This is a genomic window from Salipiger sp. PrR003 (assembly GCF_010500785.1).
Classification (GTDB): domain Bacteria; phylum Pseudomonadota; class Alphaproteobacteria; order Rhodobacterales; family Rhodobacteraceae; genus Salipiger; species Salipiger pacificus_A.
This window is the reverse complement of record NZ_JAAGOV010000075.1, coordinates 1-18,094: the sequence shown is the minus strand read 5'-3', so window position 1 is coordinate 18,094 and position 18,094 is coordinate 1. Positions and strand designations below refer to the sequence as shown.

General features: G+C 67.8%; 20 protein-coding genes and 1 pseudogene. 5 read left to right on the top strand and 16 right to left on the bottom strand.

The features are described from left to right. Nucleotides 1-304 precede the first annotated feature (304 nt). On the bottom strand, nucleotides 305-1,465 hold the full coding sequence (locus G0D83_RS24630) for an ABC transporter substrate-binding protein (RefSeq protein ID WP_164197217.1): 1,161 nt from the start codon (nucleotides 1,463-1,465) through the stop codon (nucleotides 305-307). Then, complete coding sequence (locus G0D83_RS24625) at nucleotides 1,455-2,354, bottom strand: PQQ-dependent catabolism-associated beta-propeller protein (RefSeq protein WP_203595090.1); 900 nt, start codon at nucleotides 2,352-2,354, stop codon at nucleotides 1,455-1,457. The genes G0D83_RS24630 and G0D83_RS24625 overlap by 11 nt, the downstream gene beginning before the upstream one ends. 207 nt (nucleotides 2,355-2,561) lie before the next feature. Between G0D83_RS24625 and G0D83_RS24620 the strand changes: the two genes are divergently transcribed. Further along, nucleotides 2,562-4,262, top strand: coding sequence for a PQQ-binding-like beta-propeller repeat protein (locus tag G0D83_RS24620; RefSeq protein ID WP_203595089.1), 1,701 nt, complete (start codon nucleotides 2,562-2,564; stop codon nucleotides 4,260-4,262). Between the two features lie 68 nt (nucleotides 4,263-4,330). Next, nucleotides 4,331-4,915 carry a cytochrome c4 gene (locus G0D83_RS24615; protein WP_164197214.1) on the top strand — a complete coding sequence of 195 codons (585 nt, stop codon included), beginning with the start codon at nucleotides 4,331-4,333 and terminating at the stop codon, nucleotides 4,913-4,915. A gap of 6 nt (nucleotides 4,916-4,921) precedes the next feature. Here G0D83_RS24615 and G0D83_RS24610 read toward each other — a convergent pair whose 3' ends face one another. From G0D83_RS24610 to G0D83_RS24580, 7 genes are all read right to left on the bottom strand, one after another. Continuing rightward, a complete protein-coding gene (locus G0D83_RS24610) occupies nucleotides 4,922-5,833 on the bottom strand; it encodes an ankyrin repeat domain-containing protein (protein WP_164197213.1) in 912 nt (303 codons plus the stop codon). Further along, the gene (locus G0D83_RS24605; RefSeq protein WP_164197212.1) at nucleotides 5,830-6,243 is read right to left on the bottom strand and encodes a hypothetical protein; all 414 of its coding nucleotides are present in this window, start codon (nucleotides 6,241-6,243) and stop codon (nucleotides 5,830-5,832) included. The genes G0D83_RS24610 and G0D83_RS24605 overlap by 4 nt, the downstream gene beginning before the upstream one ends. An 88-nt stretch (nucleotides 6,244-6,331) precedes the next feature. Then, a complete protein-coding gene (locus G0D83_RS24600) occupies nucleotides 6,332-6,760 on the bottom strand; it encodes a hypothetical protein (protein WP_164197211.1) in 429 nt (142 codons plus the stop codon). 16 nt (nucleotides 6,761-6,776) lie between these two features. Continuing rightward, a complete protein-coding gene (locus tag G0D83_RS24595) occupies nucleotides 6,777-7,448 on the bottom strand; it encodes an ABC transporter ATP-binding protein (protein ID WP_164197210.1) in 672 nt (223 codons plus the stop codon). Next, the gene (locus G0D83_RS24590) at nucleotides 7,445-8,410 is read right to left on the bottom strand and encodes an ABC transporter substrate-binding protein (RefSeq protein WP_164197209.1); all 966 of its coding nucleotides are present in this window, start codon (nucleotides 8,408-8,410) and stop codon (nucleotides 7,445-7,447) included. Before G0D83_RS24590 ends, G0D83_RS24595 begins: the two co-directional genes overlap by 4 nt. A 22-nt stretch (nucleotides 8,411-8,432) precedes the next feature. Continuing rightward, a complete protein-coding gene (locus G0D83_RS24585) occupies nucleotides 8,433-9,404 on the bottom strand; it encodes a YVTN family beta-propeller repeat protein (RefSeq protein ID WP_164197208.1) in 972 nt (323 codons plus the stop codon). 8 nt (nucleotides 9,405-9,412) lie between these two features. After that, nucleotides 9,413-10,636 (bottom strand): ABC transporter substrate-binding protein, encoded by a 1,224-nt coding sequence (locus G0D83_RS24580; RefSeq protein ID WP_235958186.1) that lies wholly within the window; start codon nucleotides 10,634-10,636, stop codon nucleotides 9,413-9,415. Between the two features lie 129 nt (nucleotides 10,637-10,765). Between G0D83_RS24580 and G0D83_RS24575 the strand changes: the two genes are divergently transcribed. The 3 genes from G0D83_RS24575 to G0D83_RS24565 are packed head-to-tail and all read left to right on the top strand — an operon-like array spanning nucleotide 10,766 to nucleotide 12,730. Then, the gene (locus tag G0D83_RS24575) at nucleotides 10,766-11,257 is read left to right on the top strand and encodes a DUF3280 domain-containing protein (RefSeq protein ID WP_164197207.1); all 492 of its coding nucleotides are present in this window, start codon (nucleotides 10,766-10,768) and stop codon (nucleotides 11,255-11,257) included. Further along, nucleotides 11,254-11,805: an SRPBCC family protein gene (locus G0D83_RS24570; protein WP_164197206.1), complete on the top strand. Its 552-nt coding sequence runs from the start codon at nucleotides 11,254-11,256 to the stop codon at nucleotides 11,803-11,805. The genes G0D83_RS24575 and G0D83_RS24570 overlap by 4 nt, the downstream gene beginning before the upstream one ends. Then, entirely contained in the window at nucleotides 11,768-12,730 is a 963-nt protein-coding gene (locus G0D83_RS24565) for a YncE family protein (RefSeq protein ID WP_164197205.1), read from the top strand. The genes G0D83_RS24570 and G0D83_RS24565 overlap by 38 nt, the downstream gene beginning before the upstream one ends. 9 nt (nucleotides 12,731-12,739) lie before the next feature. Here the strand turns inward: G0D83_RS24565 and G0D83_RS24560 are convergent, their stop codons facing one another. The 7 genes and pseudogenes from G0D83_RS24560 to G0D83_RS24530 all read right to left on the bottom strand — a co-directional run. Next, the gene (locus tag G0D83_RS24560; protein WP_164197204.1) at nucleotides 12,740-13,282 is read right to left on the bottom strand and encodes a PQQ-dependent catabolism-associated CXXCW motif protein; all 543 of its coding nucleotides are present in this window, start codon (nucleotides 13,280-13,282) and stop codon (nucleotides 12,740-12,742) included. Continuing rightward, complete coding sequence (locus G0D83_RS24555; protein ID WP_164197203.1) at nucleotides 13,282-14,136, bottom strand: substrate-binding domain-containing protein; 855 nt, start codon at nucleotides 14,134-14,136, stop codon at nucleotides 13,282-13,284. Before G0D83_RS24555 ends, G0D83_RS24560 begins: the two co-directional genes overlap by 1 nt. Then, nucleotides 14,120-14,653 (bottom strand): c-type cytochrome, methanol metabolism-related, encoded by a 534-nt coding sequence (locus G0D83_RS24550; RefSeq protein WP_164197202.1) that lies wholly within the window; start codon nucleotides 14,651-14,653, stop codon nucleotides 14,120-14,122. The genes G0D83_RS24555 and G0D83_RS24550 overlap by 17 nt, the downstream gene beginning before the upstream one ends. A gap of 90 nt (nucleotides 14,654-14,743) precedes the next feature. After that, nucleotides 14,744-16,546, bottom strand: a complete 1,803-nt coding sequence (locus G0D83_RS24545) for a methanol/ethanol family PQQ-dependent dehydrogenase (RefSeq protein WP_164197201.1) — start codon at nucleotides 16,544-16,546, stop codon at nucleotides 14,744-14,746. A 148-nt stretch (nucleotides 16,547-16,694) separates the two neighbouring features. Then, the gene (locus G0D83_RS24540) at nucleotides 16,695-17,084 is read right to left on the bottom strand and encodes a cytochrome c family protein (protein ID WP_164197200.1); all 390 of its coding nucleotides are present in this window, start codon (nucleotides 17,082-17,084) and stop codon (nucleotides 16,695-16,697) included. 27 nt (nucleotides 17,085-17,111) lie between these two features. Beyond that, nucleotides 17,112-17,936 (bottom strand): S-formylglutathione hydrolase, encoded by an 825-nt coding sequence (gene fghA / locus G0D83_RS24535; RefSeq protein ID WP_164197199.1) that lies wholly within the window; start codon nucleotides 17,934-17,936, stop codon nucleotides 17,112-17,114. 2 nt (nucleotides 17,937-17,938) lie between these two features. Next, nucleotides 17,939-18,094: pseudogene (locus G0D83_RS24530) on the bottom strand (S-(hydroxymethyl)glutathione dehydrogenase); the annotation flags it as partial.

The following is an 18,094-nucleotide window of genomic DNA, read 5'->3' as shown; positions in this document are numbered from 1 at the left end:
GTGCGCCTCAGCGCCGCCGGTGAGGGGCCTTTTACGGATACCCCCCGGGGCCTGCAAGCGGATTTTTCCGAAGAGACGGAAGTTTTTGCGAGTTTCTTCCAAAAACTAGCAATATCAAAATGTTACTGGACTATTTTCGGTATGGAGGGCCGCTTTCGCTGCCTTCGCCTGGGTCGAGACCGATGTCCTCAACCATATCTTGTGGTCCGATCGTCATCGGTAACAACGATGAGGGGAGTGTGCGGCAGACTCGCCTTCCTTTGCGCCCGAGGCATCGACCCATCGCTGCCTCCGATCGAGTCTTTCAGCGCGCGCAGGCGCTTTCAGTACGGTCCTGGCCGAGCGTGTCGAGCGTGTCGGTCTCATGGGCGAACCCCTCGACCGGGGCCACCGCGATGACCGCATTCGAGGTGGCCAGAAGCAGCGGCTGCCGCATCTGCCCGTTCCAGGGCCGGAAGTTGCCGCGCACCCCCTTGTAGAGATCCACCGACAGATCCGGCGCTCGCAGCGCCGCGCGCAGCTCCTCCCGCCCGGCGGAGCCGGCCTGCACCGCCGCCTCGGCGAGCGCTTTCACCGCGGCCCAGGCCGCCCAGTCCTCCGAGGACATGTCGCGCCCCGCGAGACGGCGGAAGCGCTGGTTGAGCTGCGGGGCGCCGTAGCGCTCGAAGGTCCAGTGCCAGGCGCGCGGCACCAGCCCCTCGGAGCCGACGACCGGGCGCGGCGCGTAGGTGGCATAGGGCAGGACGCGGCCGAAGTCGCCCAGATCATCCACCAGCCAGACCACGTCGTAGCGCGCATCCCCGGTCAGCAGGGCGATATTGCTGCGCGCGCGCTGGCGCGGATCGTTGCTCAGTTCGAAGGCGCGTTCGGCCACGATCCGCAGCCCGAACTTGGCCGCCGAGCCCCGTGCCGCGCGCAGCTGGTCCTCGTCGGCCGGCGTCGTGCCGTGCACCAAGAGCACCTCGGTCCAGTTGCGCGCCCTCAGGTATTGCGCCAGCGCGTCGCTCAGCATCGAGTCCGAGGGCATCGTGTGCAGCAGGTTGGCCGCGCAGCCCTCGCGGCGCCAGCGGTCGCCGCGGTCGCGGATGTTCACGAAGAGCGTCTCCGGCGCGGCCGCGCGGAGCGCCGCCGCCATGTCCTCGGGCGGCAGATCCATGAGAATCGCCACGGGCCGGCTCTCCTCGATTGCCGCCAGCGCCTGCGGCAGGTCCTCGGCCGCGGCGGTCACCTCCGCGAGCTCGAAGCCGAGTCCCAGCGCCCGCCCCAGCACGCGGGTGTCGCGCAACCCCAGGTGCAGCCCCTCCAGCGGGCGGTGGTGGTCGCGCAGCGACAGGCCGGTGTAGAGCGGCTGCGGCGCGTAATAGGGATCCGCCGCGAGGCCGAGGTAGACAAGCCGCACCGCCTCCTGTGCCGCCAGCGGGCCCGAGAGCAGAAGCAGCAGCAGCAGCAGCGCCCTAGCGATCATCGATGAGAATGTCATAGGGCACGCGGCCGACCGGGATCGAGGTCAGCGCCCTGAGGCTGCGGGTGTCGATCACCGTGACATCGTCCGACAGGCCATTGGCCACGTAGAGCCGCGACTGGTCCGCGGTCAGCGCCAGCCCCCAGGCACGGCTGCCAACCAGGATGTAGTCGATCACCTTGCGCTTCGGCACGTCCACCACCGCCACGTGATTGGCCCGCCCGAGCGCCACGTAAGCGCGCTGCCCGTCGGCGGAGATCTCGAGATCCACCGGCGTCACCTGCTCGGCGCGGAACCCCGTGGGCAGGAAGGGAACGTCGCCGACCAGCTTCAGCGTCTCGACGTCGATGATGTCGACGATGCCGGCGAGCTCCGCCGAGACCCAAAGCTCCTTGCCATCGGGGGTCAGCGCGAAGCGGCGGGGCCGCGTGTCGACGAGGATGTCGGCGATCACCGCCTCCGCCTCCAGATCGATCACATGCACGAGATTGGCGGCCTCTGAGGCGACGAAGACCAGCCGCCCGTCGGGGGTGACCTGCACCCCCTCGGGCTCCTCGCCGGTGAGATATTCCGCCAAAAGCTCGCCGGTCTCGATGTCGATGACCGAGGCCGTGGCGTCCTCCTCGTTCGACACGATCAGCCGCCGCCCGTCGGGGTGCAGATCGAAGGTCTCGGGGGCGGGGACGCCGCGGATGCGCCCGGTGAGCTCGAGCGAGGCGGTGTCGTAGATGGCGATCGTGTCGTCATCGGCGCAGCCTACGTAGAACGACGCATGATCGGCGCTGAAATGCACGCCGCGCGGGCGGGCACAGGTCTCGATGGTGCGCACCAGTTTCAGGTCGGGCGAGAGAATGCTCAGCGTGTCGCCGCGCTCATCCGAGACAATCGCCATTCCGGTCGCCCTGCCCGTTCCCATACCCGGTTCCCTTCCCGACTGGGCGCAGACCGGCCCCGCCACCGCGGCGAGGAACGCGGCCCGAATGAGCAAACTGGGGATCGAACTCGGCCGCATGAGACTGTGCTATTTTTCTAAACACATTTGGTTTACCCTACGTAAGCTAACAAAGATCTACAACGCAAACCTTGGGAGGATATGGTTATGCGTGATTGGTCGACACTCGCCGCCAGTTGCCTGGCGGCGCTGATTGCCTCTGGCTCCGCACATGCTCAAGACGAAACCTCGGCGAGCACGCTTTACGGCGACTTGCAGTCGGTGACGCAAAGCATGCTTTCGAGGGCCGCGGGCGACGGCAACAACTTTCTGCACACCAACGGCAACTACGCGCAGACGCGCTACTACCCCGCAAGCCAGATCAATACCGGCAATGTCCGGAGCCTGCGCCCGGCGTGGATTTTCCAGACCGACATCGTCGATTCGATGGAAACCTCGCCGATCGTGGTGAACGGGGTGATGTACATCACCACCGCCTTCAACGAGGTCTACGCGCTTGACGCGCGGACCGGGGCGCAGATCTGGCACCACAAGCACTCGATGGGCCCGGTCACCACCTATTGTTGCGGGCCCAACAACCGCGGCGTGGCGGTCGCCGGCGACAAGGTCTTCATGGGCACGCTGGATGCCAAGCTGGTCGCGCTCGACGCCAAGACCGGCAAGCAGCTCTGGGAGACGCAGATCGCCGACGCCGAGCTCGGCTATTCCGAGACCATGGCGCCCTCTGTGGTCGAGAACATGGTGCTGATCGGCACGAACGGCGGCGAATACGGCATCCGCGGCTTCGTGAAGGCCTTCGACACCGAAACCGGAGAGCTGATCTGGACCTTCAACACCGTGCCCGAAGATTCGGTCGGGGTCTGGGCGACGCATGACGCCACCGGCCGCGACATGCACCGCGACATCGAGGCCGAGAAAGCCGCGCTCGAAAGCATGGGCGATCCCTACGAGACGCTGGGCGGCGGCGTCTGGCAGAACCCTGCGGTCGATCTCGCCGAACGGCGCATCTACTTCGTGGTGGGCAACCCCTCGCCCGACCTCGACGGCAGCCTGCGCCCGGGCGACAACCTCTATACCGACAGTCTCGTGTCGGTGGATCTCGATACCGGCGAGTACATCTGCCACTTCCAATACATCGCGCATGACGTCTGGGACCTCGACGCGGTCTCGCCGCCGATCATCACCACGGTGAGGGATGACGCGGGCAACGAGGTGAAGGGCATCCTGCACGGCGGCAAGACCGGCCATGTCTACGTGCACAAGGCCGACGATTGTTCGCTGATCCGCTTCTCCGAGGCGATGGTCCCGCAAGAAGACATGTGGACCCTGCCCACCGCCGAGGGGGCGCGGATGCTACCCGGCGCCAATGGCGGCGTCGAGTGGTCGCCCATGGCAATCGATCCCGACCTGCATCTGACCTACGCGATCAACCTGCACCAGCCGATGACCTACACGGTGCGCTCGACCCCCTACCCCGAGGGCAAGATCTGGCTCGGCGGCTCTTTCGACGTGATCCCCGACGAAGCGCAATGGGGCAATATCACCGCGGTGGACTACAACACCGGCGACATCGCCTGGCAGGTGCGCACTGCAGAGCCGATGATCGGCGGGGTGCTGGCCACCGCCGGCGGGCTCGTCTTCACCGGCGAGGGCAACGGGCTCTTCAAGGCGTATGACAGCTCCAATGGCGGCGAGCTCTGGCGCTTCCAGGCCGGGGCGGGCGTCAACGCCCCGCCATCGAGCTACACGGTCGAGGGCCAGCAGTACATCGTCGTCGCCGCGGGCGGGAACTCCCAGCTCAACTACAAGCGCGGCAACAACATCATCGCCTTCACGCTTGCCGACTGAGGCAAGGCGCAGGTGCTGACATCGGGGCGGGCTCCGGGTCCGCCCCCATTCTTCAGGGAGACCCCATCATGACATTGCGCTCCGCGCGGCTGCTCGTGCTCCTGGCCGCCACGGCCCTCGCCCCCCCCGCCAGCGCCAAGGACGGCTTCGTGCTCGACGACGAGGTGGCGATCTGCACCGGCTGCCATGGCGAGGACGGCGTCCCGGTCGACCCGGACTACCCGGCGATCTGGGGCCAGCAGTATTTCTACATCTACACACAGCTGCGCGATTACGCCGCCGGGCGCCGCGAGAACGAGATCATGACCGGCATCGCCGCCGACTACGACAAGGACCAGGCCAAGCAGCTCGCCGAGCATTTTGCCGCGCAGACCTGGCCCGCGATCCCCTCGCAGGCCCAGGACGGCGACGAGGCGCTCGCAAACACGGCCTTCACCGCCGGCCAGTGCAGCGCCTGTCACGGAAAGTGGCAGGGCGACAGCCGCATTCCCCGGCTGGCCGGTCAGCAGGCGGGCTACCTGTCGAAGACCATGCACGACTTCAAGAACGAGGTGCGGATGAATGCGCCCGACATGGCCAACCTCATGAAGCAATACGACGCGCCGACGATCGAGGCGATGTCGCGCTACCTCGCCAGCCTCGTGATCCGCTAGCCCGGCTCAGCGCCCGAGCAGGGCGGCGATCTCGCTCCCGGCGGCAAGGTCGGCCGCGCGCTTGCCCTGCCCGTCGCGCCGCTCGGGATCGGCCCCCGCGTCCAGCAGGAAAGCCACCATCTGCGCGTGGCCGCGCTCGGCGGCGATCATCAGCGCGGTGCGCCCCCGGTCGTCCTGCCGGTCGATCCGCGCGCCCGCCGCCAGCAGAACCCGCGCGGTCTCGACCCCGTCCGGCGCAGGCGCGTCATTGGCATGGCCCGCCGCCCACATCAGCGCGGTCAGATCGTGGCCCCACACCCGGTCGGCCTCGGCTCCCGCTTCCAGAAGCGCCGCGACAATGCCGGCAAAGGCCCGGCCGGCCGCATAGGTCAGCGCCCCCTTGCCGCGACGGTCCTCGGCCTTTGGATCGCCCCCGGCGTCGAGCAGCATCGAAAGCATCCGTGCATCGCCATCGAAGGCCGCCGCCATCACCGGCGTCACCCCCTCGCGGCTGGCAAGGTTCACCTCCGCCCCGGCCTCGATGAGCTGCGCCACCATGCGCCGCCGCCCCTCCTGCACGGCGCCGAGCAGGGGCGTGACGCCGCCGAGGGTGGCATGGTCGATATCCGCCCCCCGCGCCAGCAGCTCCGCCGCGATCTCGCGCGCGCCGCGCGCCGCGGCGATGTTGAGGGGGGTTCCGCCGACCCTGTTGCGCGCCTCGACCGAGGCGCCCTGCTGCAAGAGCCGGCGAGCGGTCTCGGGACAGTCGAGCGCCGCCGCCTCGAACAGCGCCTCGTTCAGAACGCGCCCCTCGAGCGCGGCGCGGGATTGCGACAGGCGGGTCTCGAGCGCGCTGCAGACCGGCGCGGCGGGCTGGGCAAGGGCCCCGCTCCCGCCGAGCATCAGCAGCACGAGCCCCAGCCCCGCCGCCCGCCTCATTTCACCACCATCACGCCGCGGAAGCCCTGGGTGTCGAGCCCCTCTATGTGGAAGGGGTACTCACCGGGCCGCTGCGGAATGAACCAGATGTCGATCTCGCCCGCATCGTCGAATTCCACGGCGTGCAGCCCGTAGGGCTTCACCTCCCTGTCCTCGATCACGACCTGATCGATCCAGCTCTCGCGGAACAGCTCCGGGGCGAGCAGCTTGTACTCCTCGAGCCCGTCGCTCTCGATGCGCCAGCGATAGTAGACCCCGGTCTCGATCTCGTAGCGGGTGACCGAGAACCCCTCGGCGGCACGCAGCGCCAAGGGCTCCAGACGTTCGGCGCGGCGCGTGGGATCCTCCGCCTGCGCGGTGCCCGCGAGCATCGCGAGGGCGATCGCAAGAAGACCAAGCCTGCCCGTCATTCCACGCCCTCCCGCAAGATGCGGAAAACCTAGCATCGGCACGGCGGGCAGGCAAATTGCACCGCCCGCCCTTTACTCAACCAAAGGGTTACTGGATGGTGATTTCGACGCGCTGGCTCTCGCCGGTGGAGCCGGGGATTTTCAGGTGATATTGCCCCGGCTTGATGGCGAGAAACTCGATCTCCATCTCGCCGGCCTGATCGAACTCGACGCTCTCGAGCCCGTAGGGCCGGATCTCGAGCCCGTTCACCACCACCTCGTTGACCCAGATCGCGCGGAAGAAGCCCGGCCCTTCGAGGCCCAGCTCGCCCGAGCCGTCGGCGATGATTTCCAGCTCGTAGACCATGCCCGACTTCAGCGTGATCGGCCCCTCGGCCAGCGGTTTGCCGACCGAAAGGGTGATCTCGGGCATTTCCTCGGAGTTCTCGTGCGACAGGATGCCGGCAAAGCCGTACTCATGCGCAGCCGCGGGCAGCGCCAGCGCGACGAGCGCGGCGGCGATCAGGGTGGGTTTCATGGTCGGATCTCCTCCTTCAGACCAGATGCGGGGTCAGTGTGGCGGGCTGACCCTGCAGGTGCAGGATGCGGCTGGCCAATCGTTCGGCTTCGATGCGGGCGTGGGTGACGAAGAGCACCGCCGGGCGCAGCTCGGTGATCAGCTCCTCTGTGAGCGCCAGCATCGCTTCGGCAAGCTCGGGATCGAGCGAGACGAAGGGTTCGTCCATCACCAGCATGTCGAGCCGCCCGGCAAAGGCCCGCGCCAGCGCGAGGCGACGCTGCTGCCCGAGCGAAAGGCTGCGCGGGTAGGCATCGTGGCGCCCCTTCAGCCCGACCCGGTCGAGCGCCGCGCGGGCATCCCCCTCGCTCAGCTCGGGGTGCACCAGCGTCAGGTTCTGCAGGGCGCTGCGCCAGGGCATCAGCGTCGGCTCCTGAAAGACCATGGCCATATGCGTGGGGCGGGTGATCTCGCCCTCGAACTCGGGGTCGAGCCCGGCGACGATGCGCAGCAGGGTCGACTTGCCGATGCCCGACGGTCCCAGCAGCGCCACGGTCTCGCCGCGCGAGACGGTGAAATGCACATTACACAGCACCTCGGTCCCGCCGAAACACTTCGAGCGGATCTCGACGCGCACCGCACCCGGGTCAGCGAGCTTGGGGTGCAGAGGCACGACGCGCCCGTCCTCGGGTCGGATGTTCGGGCTCATTGCACCTCCGCGAAGAGCCCGTCCGGCACGTGGTCCGCCTGCCCCACCAGCTCGGCACCGCCAAGCTCGGCCATCAGCGACAAGAGCTTGTCCGCCGCCGCGGCATCCACCGGCCCGCGCTGCGGCACCCCGGCCAGCCAGTCGCCGCGAAGCTGCTCGAACTGCGCGTCGCTCGCGGCGTTCATCTGCGGGCGCAGCGCCTCCCAGGCGGCGGCATCCTCGGCCAGCAGCGCCTTGGCGTCGCGGCTCGCCTCGTAGAAGGCCTGCGCCAGTCCCTCGTGGTCGGCAAGGAAGCCTTGCTTGAAGTAATACCCCAGCAGCGGCACGTCGGGATCGAGCCCAAGCGCCTCTGCGGCACGCTCCACCGAGATCAGCTCGCGCATCCCCGCCGCCTTCATCTTGGCAAGGAAGTGCCAGAAGTTGATCGCCCCGGCGTAGTCCCCCGAAAGCCCGGACTTGAAGATCAGCGGCGGCGCGCCGAAGACCTGCTCGGTCTCGGCCTTCAGGTCCATGCCGTACTCCTGGCTCGCGTAGGCGCGCAGGATCAGCCACGACTTGTCGAGCGGCCCGCCGGCGATGCCGATCTTGCCGCCCCTGAGATCGGCCAGCGTCTCGGCGTCCGAGCCGCCCGGCACGAGCAGCCCGCCCACCGCGCGGGAATAGGGGATCACCACGTAGTCCTTGCCCTCGGCGCGCTGGCGGGCGACCCAGATCCAGTCGGCCACCGCCATGTCCGCCTCGCCGCCCTCGACCGCGATGCGGGTGGCGCCATTGTCGGCATAGGGCACCATCTCGAGCTTGAAGCCATGCGCGGTGTCGAAGCCGTTCGCGGTGATCGTCTCCAGCTCCCAGTTCACCGTGCCGATTTTCAGCACCGCGGCGCGGACCACCGGCAGGTCCTGCGCGGCGGCCGGAAGCGCGGCGGCACAGCCCAGCACCAGCGCGGTCAGAAATCCCTTCATCAGCCTCGTCTCCCCTTGCCGTTCAGTTCGGCGTGATCGCCACGCCCCAGGGCTGTTGCCCCACCTGGACCGACTTGATCGCCTTTTCCGCGGCCACGTCGATCACCGTGATGTCGTTGGAATTGCCGTTGGTGGTCACCAGGAACTCCTCGCCGGGGGTAAAGGCCATTTGCCAGACCCGCTGCCCCACCATGATATAGTCCACAACCTCGAGGCTTGTCCCGTCAATCACCGCCACGCGGTTGGCGGGCCCCAATGCCACGAAGATGCGACTGCCGTCCGAGGTCGCCCTGATCCCCACAGGTTGCAGCCACTCGGGCAGCACACCGGGCACCTCGAAGCCGATCTTCTGCTTCAGCGTCGGCGTGCCGTCTTCGGCGATATCGATGACGCTGACCGTGCCGCCGATCTCGGCGCTGACGAAAAGCCGCGCGCCGTCGGCGGTGTATTCGGCGTAGCGCGGGCGCTGGTCGACGAGGATATTGTGCTTGATCTTGTAATCCTCGGTCGAGATGAAATGCGCCATGTTCGTGGTTTCCGAGGTGTTCACCACCCACTTGTGGTCGGGCGAGATCGCCATCCCCTCGGGCTCGACCCCCACCGGCACCTCGGCAAGGATGGAATGGGTCTGCGTGTCGGTCACCGTGACGAGGTTGTCATCCTCATTGGCGATGTAGAGCGGGCTGCCCGAGCGATCGAGCACGAAGAGCTCCGGGTCCGGCCCGGAGGGCAGCGTGTAAAGCTCCTCGTAGGTCTCGGTATCGAAAACCCGCACCGTGTCGTCATCCGAGGCGCAGACATACAAGAGCTTTCCGTCGGGCGAGAGGGTGATGCCGCGCGGCCGGTTGCCGCCCTCGAACTCGGTGATCACCTCCCAGCTTTCGGTGTCGAGCACGGTGATCGTATTGCCGCGCTCGTTCGAGACAAAGGCCTTTCCGGCCAGAGCGCCCGAAGCGGCAAGGCAGAGCGCGGTGGAGAGCATGAGAGATTTCATCGGAGTCCTCATTGGAAGGCCGTGCAGCTCGACTCGGGACGGTCGAGCCCCAGCGTGTCGAGCGGCGAGACCTGGTGCAGGAAGCCCTCTTGCGGGCTGACGCTGACGGTGATGCGGTCGTCATAGAGCAGGATCGGCTGGCGCAGCTGGCCGTTCCAGTCGCGGAAGGTCACCTTCTGCCCCTTGAAGGCAGCCAGTTCGAAGGCGTCCGACAGGATATACTTCTCCAGCTCGGCGGGATCGTTGCTGCCGGTGCGGGTCACCGCCTCGCCGAGCACGCGCAGCGCCAGCCAGGTGTTGTAATCCTCTTCGGTCACATGGCGGCGGGCGAGCTTCTCGAAGCGGGTCTGAAACTGCGTCGCGCCCCAGGCCTCATGGGCGCCGTGCATGGTCACGGGGCGCAGCCCGGCGCTGCCCATGACCGGGCGCGGTGTCCAGAGGTGATAGGGCAGGTAGGCGGCGAAATAGTCGGTGGCGTCGGCGGCGATGACGAGGTCATGCTCCTTGGTGCGCTGCAGGAAGGTCGGCAGCTGGCGCTGCACCATCGCATGGCCGGTGTCGGTGCGCCGCGCCCCGCCGGTGTCCTCGAACTCGCGCTCTTCGACGATCCTGGCGCCGAACTTCGTGGCGGCGCGGCGGTAGGCCTCGGCCAGCGCCCGGTCCTCGGGGTTGGAGCCGCTCACCAGCAGCCAGCGCGGCCATTTCTTCCAGACGGCGAATTGCGCGATGGCGTCGGCCTTCATCGCAAAGGACGGCGCGATGTGCAGAAGGTTCGCCCGGCACTCGGCGCCGCGCAGCGCCATGTCGGGCGCCGAGGCATTGAGCACCAGCGCCCCCATCTCCGCCGCGCGATCGGCGAGCGCCAGCAGGTCGCCGGCCTGCGCATCCACCACCACGTAGCGGATGCCCTTCGCCAGCATCTCGTCGAGCGCCGCCAAGGCCCCCTCGGGCGGGGTGGCGGCGCTTTCGGTCTCGTAGGTGTGGCCAAGGAAGGCGCCGGTGGTCGCATTGTCCTCGTCCGCCAGCACCGCCCCGGCAAAATCGAGATCCTCGGGCCGGGCGTCGTAGCGCGAGATCGGCAGCAGCGCCGGGTAATCCACCCGCAGCACGCCCGCACGGACTTCCACCGCCCGGGCCGCCGGGGCGGTGAGGCAGGCGGCGACGCCAAGCGCAGCCGCGGCCAGCAGCGGGACAAAACTCTTCGGCACGTTCTCCTCCATGCCCGCGTTCATCCGTCGGGCCCCATGTCCACTCTGCCCCTCCCGGGGCGAAGCGGTGAACCGATACTTTCGGTTCGGTTGCGAGACACAGGGTAACGGCGGCACGATTGTCGGCGACTCTTAATTTCTAAGAAGGCAGCGATGCTTACCCGCCCCCTCCTGCTCGCGCTGATGCTCTGCTCCCCCGCCGTCGCGGGCGAGAAGGTGGCTTTCTTCGGCATCACCTTCCTCGACAGCTCGCTGCAGACCGCCGAACTTGGCCAGGACCCGGCCGAGCTGGCCCGCATCACCCTGCTCGAAGAGATGGTGCGCGCGCGGTTCGCCGACGAAGGCTACGAGCTGCTGGACCTCGGCCCCGTCGCCGAGGAGCTGGACCGCATCGTCAACCCCGCCAAGTGCTACGGCTGCGACACCCGCATGGCCGCCAAGCTCGGGGCCGATTACGCGCTCGTCGGAGAGGTTCAGAAAGTCTCGAACCTGATCCTGTCGATGAACCTGCAACTGCGCGACGTGGAAAGCGGCCAGACGGTCAAGGGACGGGTCGTCGATATCCGCTCGAACACGGATGAAAGCTGGCGCCGGGGCATGGACTACATCCTGCGCACGGGGATTTTTAGGGAGGAGACCAGATGAAAAGACGCAACCTGCTGCTCGCGGGGGCCGCGCTGGCGCTGATGCCCGCCGCGGCCATGGCGCACGGGCCGACCCGGCAGAAGGTCACGGTGACCGCCGATGTCGCCGCCGAGCCCGCCGAGGTCTGGGGAGCGATCGGCGATTTCCAGGACATGAGCTGGCACCCCGCCGTGGTCTCGCAGGAGGGCACCGGCGGCAACGAGATCGACGCCACGCGCGCGCTCTATCTGTCGGACCAGGGCGCCTCGGGGCCGAGGATCGACGAGGTGCTCTACAAGTACAGCGCCGAGAAGATGTCCTACAGCTACCGGATCACCGATGTCGCGGTCGAGGTGCTGCCGGTGACCAACTACTCCTCGCATCTGACGGTGCTCCCGCGCGAAGGTGGCGGCTCCACGGTCGAATGGCGCGGCGCCTTCTACCGCGGCTATCCCAACAACGACCCGCCCCCCGAGCTGAACGACGAGGCCGCCATCGCCGCGGTCACCGGCGTCTACCAGGCCGGGCTCGATGCGCTGGTCGAGCGGTTCGGTGCGCCGGGCTCCTGAGCTGGCGCTCGCCGCGCTGCTGACCGTCGCCGCGGGCTCCGCGGCGGCGGACCTTGCCTTCGTGACCTGCCAGAACGGCGATGCGCTCTCGGTGCTCGACCTCGAGACCGGCGCCGAGACCGCCCGCTGGAGCGTTCCCGGCAAGCCCGCGGGGGTGGCGGTGGGCCCGGATGGCACGGTCTACACCGTGGCCCCGGACGCCAGGACCGTGCGCCGCCATGGGCCAGGGGGCACGGTGCTGGCCAAGGCGGTGCTGGACGGCGGCCCGATGGGCGCCGCGCTGGACGCGGATCGGTCGCGCCTTTACGTGTCGGACTGGTACAACGCCCGGCTCTGGGTGCTCGAGACCGAAACGCTGAAGGTCATCACCGAGCTGCCCGCCGGTGCCGCCCCCGCCGGGCTGGCGCTGTCGCCCGACGGCGCGCTGCTCGCCGCCGCCGAGCGCGATGCCGACCGGGTGAGCCTCTATGATGCCGAAACCATGACGCTTGCCCGCAGGGTGCCGGTGGGCACGCGGCCTTTCGGGCTTGGCTTCGCCCCCGACGGGCGGCTTTTCGTCGGCAATGTCGGCAGCAACGATGTGACGGTGATCGACCCCACCTCGGGGGCGCGGCTGGCGACCCTCGCCGTCGGCGACCGGCCCTACGGCGTCGCCTTCGCCGCCGGGCGGGCCTTTGTCAGCAACCAGTATGCCGGGACGGTCAGCGTGATCGCGCTCGACACGCTGGAACCGCTCGCCGAACTCGCGGTGGGCGACTACCCCGAGGGCATCGCCGCCACCTCGGACGGGCGTATCGCCGTGGCCAACTGGTTCGACAACACGCTCAGCCTGATCGACGCGCGATCGCTCGAGGTGGTCGCCGAATTGGACACCGCCGACGGCCCGCGCGCCTTCGGCGCCTTCATCCTCGCAACCGGTGACTGACCGCCCCGGTCACTGCCGCGGCGATACCCTCTCGAGCGGGTATCCCGCCGCGGCCCACCCGTCTGTCCCCACGGGCAGCCAGGAAACCGACGCGTAGCCATAGCTCAGCGCCCGCTTTGCCGCGTTCCAACTCATCCAGCAGTCGGCGAGGCAGAAAAACACCAGCGGATGCGCAAGATCGCCGCCGCTGGCCGCCGCGAGCCCCGCGCGCAGATAGGCCTCCTCCGACGCGCCGAGCGCGCCGTAGCCGGTGTTGGGAAGCCAGATCGCCCCGGGAATGCTGTCGCGCGGCTTGTCGCGCCAGACCGTGCCCTCGGGCAGCGCGTCCGGCTTCGGGGGGCGCGGCAGCACGTCGATGAAAACCGCCGCGCCTGTCTCCCAGAGCCGATGCGCCTGCGCGATATCGACCACCGTGCCGCCGTCCAGAGAGGCGGGCACCGGCGCGCGGTACTCCTCCATCCGGTAGCCCTCGGGCTCGGGCACCTGCGCGAGCGCCGGACCGCAAAGGACCAGCGCCGCCAGCGCCAGCCAGACGCGTCCCGGCCCCGACATCACTGCCCCACGTCCAAGGCCCGCGCGCCCATGTCGTCGAGCAGCGGCACCCCGGCCTCGGTCAAAAGCGCGTCGATCTCGGACTGGTTGCGGCGGATCAGCGAGTTGAGCTGGCGCTGCCAGACCTTCTCGCCCTGCCGCACCCCCATGGTGATCCGGTAAAAGAGCTTCGGCGCCCCGGCCTCGTTTATCAGCGGCGTCACCTTCAGACCCGGATGGTCGCGCTTGACCAGCGGCCCGCCGATCGGCCCCCAGAGCACCGCGGCATCGATCTCGCCCGCGGCGAGATCGTCGAGCATGTCGCTGGCGGGGCTTTCGACCCGCCGGTCAACGACCAGCGCATAGGGCCGTGCCTTGCCGATCAGCCCGTGCCGCGCCATGTGGGTGGCGGGCGGCGAGCCGGCGATCACCCCCAGCTTGCGCCCCTGCAGCGCCGGGTCCGACAGCGTGGTGACCCCGGCAAGGGGGCCATCCTCGGGCACCACCAGAACGTAGGCCGAGGTCATGTAGTGGTTGGTGTTCAGCACCAGCTCGTGGCCCTGCGCATAGCCCATCACCACGTCGCACCTGCCGGCCTTCAGCGTCTGACGGATAAAGCCCGTGGCCATCGGAAACCACGTGTAGCTCACCGGCCGCCCGAGCTTTTCGGCAAAGAGCTCGGCGAGCCGGTTCTCGTAACCCGAGCCATCCTTCATCGACATGGGATCGGCGGCGGGATCGGCGCAGACCCGCAAGGCACTCTTGGAGACGAGGTCGGAGGTCTGCGCCTGCCCCGAGCCCGCCGCGCCGGCGACAAGCAGCGCCAGCGCCGCGACCCGCAGGCCGGCCCGTGCGGGCTCAGCCCATGCAGGCATCTTCCATCTCTGTGAAGGTTTCACTCTTGGCCTCCTTCTTCGCCGGGCGGCCGCGCCCGATGGCCCCGGACCCATGCGCCTTGAGATAGGTGTAGATGTCGTCGAGATAGCACATGACATTGGGGTTGGTGCCGAAGGCGGGCATCACCGAGTTCTCGGAGGCGCCGACCTTCTTGCGGCCGTTCACCACGGTTTCGACGAAATCGTAGTAATCCATGTTGATCGCCGAGTTCTTCAGCGCCGGCGCGTAGGTCGATCCCTCGCCGTCCGGGCCGTGGCAGACGTGGCACTCGGCGTGGTAGCGGCGGAAGCCCGAGAAGGTCGGCCAGTCCACGGTGCCGTCCTCGGCGACGTTGAACGTCGGAACGCCGTCCGCGGTGTAGTAGCGACCGCCTTCCTCGTAATCCACCGCGATATTCGGGTCCTCCATGGAGACGTTGGCGGCGCTCAGCGCGCCCGCGAACGGAAGGCCCGCGAGCAGGCCGGCGGCGGTCAGGAGGGTGAGCTTTCGGGTCATGGCATATACGTCCTGGAGATCTCTGTGAGATGTTCTTGCGAAATGCGCCGGCGGGATGCGTTTCCCGCCGGCGCCTCGGGTCGCTGCGGATCAATCCGGGAGCGCAAAGACCGTCAGCTGACCGCCGAGCGCGGTGTAGTCGGACAGGGCCGCATAACCGCCCACGGCACCGAGACCATCGTTCGGGTTGGTCAGACCGGCCGCGAGACCGATGCCGGCCCAGCCTCCGACACCCGACAGGATGCCGATGTACTGCTTGCCGTCATGCTCGTAGGTCATCACGTTGCCGATGATCCCCGAGGGGGTCTTGAAGCGATAGAGCTCGTCGCCCGTCTCGGAATCGACCGCCTTCAGGTAGCCCTCGAGCGTGCCGTAGAAGACGATGTCCCCCGCGGTGGCCAGAGCGCCCGACCAGACCGAGAACTGCTCGGGCAGCGACCACTTGATCTCGCCGTTGATGTTGTCCCAGGCGATGAAGTTGCCCATGCCGCCGTGGCTTTCCGGCGCCGGGTACATCGCCAGCGTCGCCCCGACATAGGGCTGACCGGCGGTGTAGCTCACCCGGAACGGCTCGTAGTCCATGCAGACGTGGTTGGTCGGCACGTAGAAGAGTTGCGTCTTGGGCGAATAGGACGCCGGCTGCTGGTCCTTGGAGCCAAGCGCCGCCGGGCAGATGCCGGTCGAGTTGACGTCCTCGCCGTTCTGCTCGGTGGAATACTCGGCGACCACCGCCGGACGGCCATAGGTGTCCGAGTTCGGATCCATGTCGACGCCGGTGGTCCAGTTCACCGCCGGGTCGTACTTCTCGGCCACCAGCAGCTCGCCGGTCAGCCGGTCCATGGTATAGCCGATGCCGTTCCGGTCGAAGTGGGTCAGCAGCTTGCGCGGCTCGCCGTTGAAGTCCTGGTCGGTGAGGATCATCTCGTTGACGCCGTCATAGTCCCATTCGTCATGGGGCGTCATCTGGTAGACCCACTTGGCCATGCCGTCGTCGGGGTCGCGCGCCATGATGGTCATCGACCAGCGGTTGTCGCCCGGGCGCTGCGCCGGGTTCCAGGTCGAGGGGTTGCCGGTGCCGTAGTAGATCAGGTCGGCCTCGGGATCATAGGAATACCAGCCCCAGGTGGTGCCGCCGCCGATCATCCACTGGTCGCCCTCCCAGGTGTTGGTCCCCGAGTCCGCACCCACCGGCTCTCCGAGGTGAGTGGTGTTCTCGGGATCCATCAGGATCTCTTCGTCCGGGCCCATCGACCAGGCGCGCCATTCCTGCTCGCCGGTCTCCATGTTGTAGGCGGTGACATGGCCGCGCACACCGAACTCGCCGCCCGAGATGCCGACGATGATCTTGTCCTTGACCGGCAGCACCGTGGCGGTGTTGGTCTCGCCCTTCGAGGCGTCGCCGTTCATCACCTCCCATTTCACCTCGCCGGTCTCGGCGTCGAGCGCCACGACCTTGGTGTCGGCCTGGTGCAGGAAGATCTTGCCATCGGCATAGGCCACGCCGCGGTTCACCGTGTCGCAGCACATCACCGGGATCACGTCCGGATCCTGCTTGGGCTCGTAGCGCCACTTGATCCGGCCCTGGTCATTCAGGTCGAGCGCATAGACGATGTTGGGGAACGGGGTGTGCACGTACATCGTGTCCCCGACAACGAGCGGCGAGCCCTCGTGGCCGCGCAGCACGCCGGTCGAGAAGGTCCAGGCGACCTGCAGGTCGCCGACGTTCTCCTTGTTGATCTTGTCCAGCTCGGAATAGCGCTGGTTGGCATAGTCGCCGGTCTGGATCGCCCATTGGCTCGGGTTGTCCATCTGCGACATCAGATCGTCGTTTGCCATCGCCATGGATGCGGCACAAAGCAGCGCGCCAGACGATAGAAGCAGCCGTCTCTTCATCTTTCCTTCTCCCTTGGATTTACGGCGTTGCCGCCGCGTGGCCCCGTCCCGGCCGCCTTTCGGCATCACGTGAAGACCGTGTCGGGTCATCCGGATCCGGCGCTCCTTCTCCTCCCGCCGAACCCGAAAATCTAAATGCGTGCGATGATCAGCTCTCCCCGCCAAAACTCGCGAGATAGGCGATCACGTCGGCGCGCTCGTCTTCCTTGCGCAGTCCCGGAAAGGACATCTTGGTGCCCTTGGCGAAATCGCGCGGCTTTTCGAGAAAGGCCGCGAGCTCCTCGGGCGTCCATGTCCCGTCGGCGGCGGCAAGCTCCTTGAGCGCGTCGGAATAGTCGAAGTCTTCCACGGAGGCGATCTCGCGTCCCACGATGCCGGTCAGCACCGGGCCGACGCGGTTCTCCGCCCCCTCGCCCACCATGTGGCAGGCCTGGCACTTGCGAAACACCTTCTCGCCCTTCGCCGCGTCCCCCTCGGCGAGGGCCATCCCCGACGACAGGGCCAGAATAAGTCCGGCTGCGAGCGTTCCTTGATACATGCCTTGTCTCCTCTGCTGGGCCCGCACTCAGGCAAGCCGGGCTGCGTGCCAGGCGACGTGGTCGCCGGCAAACGAATTCACGAAGAAATACGAATGGTCGTAGCCGGGCTGCATCCGCAGTACCCCCGGCTGACGCCGTCTTGTCATCGCCTCGGCCAGCGCCTCGGGCTGCAAGAGCTCAAGGAACTGGTCCGAGGCGCCCTGGTCGACCAGGATATCCTCCTTCCAGCCGCGCTCCTCCATCAGCAGCGTCGAGTCGTGCGCCGCCCAGCAGCCCTCGTCGTCGCCGAGATAGGCCGAGAGCTGCTTGCGCCCCCAGTCCGAGCGCGTGGGATGCGAGATCGGTGAAAACGCCGAGAGGCTGTCGTAGAGATGCGGGTTGCGCATCGCCAGCGTCAGCGCCCCGTGCCCGCCCATGGAATGGCCGGTGATGCCGTGCCGCGCGCCGATGCCGCCGATGCCGGCGACGATCTCGCGCAGCTCCTGCGTCACGTAGTCGTACATCCGGTAATGCGGCTTCCACGGGTCGCGCTTGGCGTTGACGTAGAACCCCGCCCCCTGCCCCAGGTCGTAGGCGTCATCGTCGGCCACCTCCGGCCCGCGCGGGCTGGTGTCGGGAAAGACCAGCGCCAGCCCGTGCAGCGCCGCGTGCTCCTGGAAGCCGCCCTTGGTCATGGCGTTCTCATGGGTGCAGGTCAGCCCCGAGAGGTACCACAGCACCGGCACCGGCCCGTGCTCCGCCTGCGGCGGCAGGTAGACCGCGAAGGTCATGTCGCAGCCGCAGGCCTCCGAGGCATGCCGGTAGACGGTCTGCCTGCCGTCGAAGCTCCGGTTTTCCGCCAGCACCTCCATGTTCAGTATTCCACCACCGCGCGGATCGACTTGCCCTCGTGCATGAGATCAAAGCCGTGGTTGATCTCGTCCAGCTTCAGTTTGTGGGTGATCATCGGGTCGATCTCGATCTTGCCGTCCATGTACCAGTCGACGAACTTCGGCACGTCGGTGCGGCC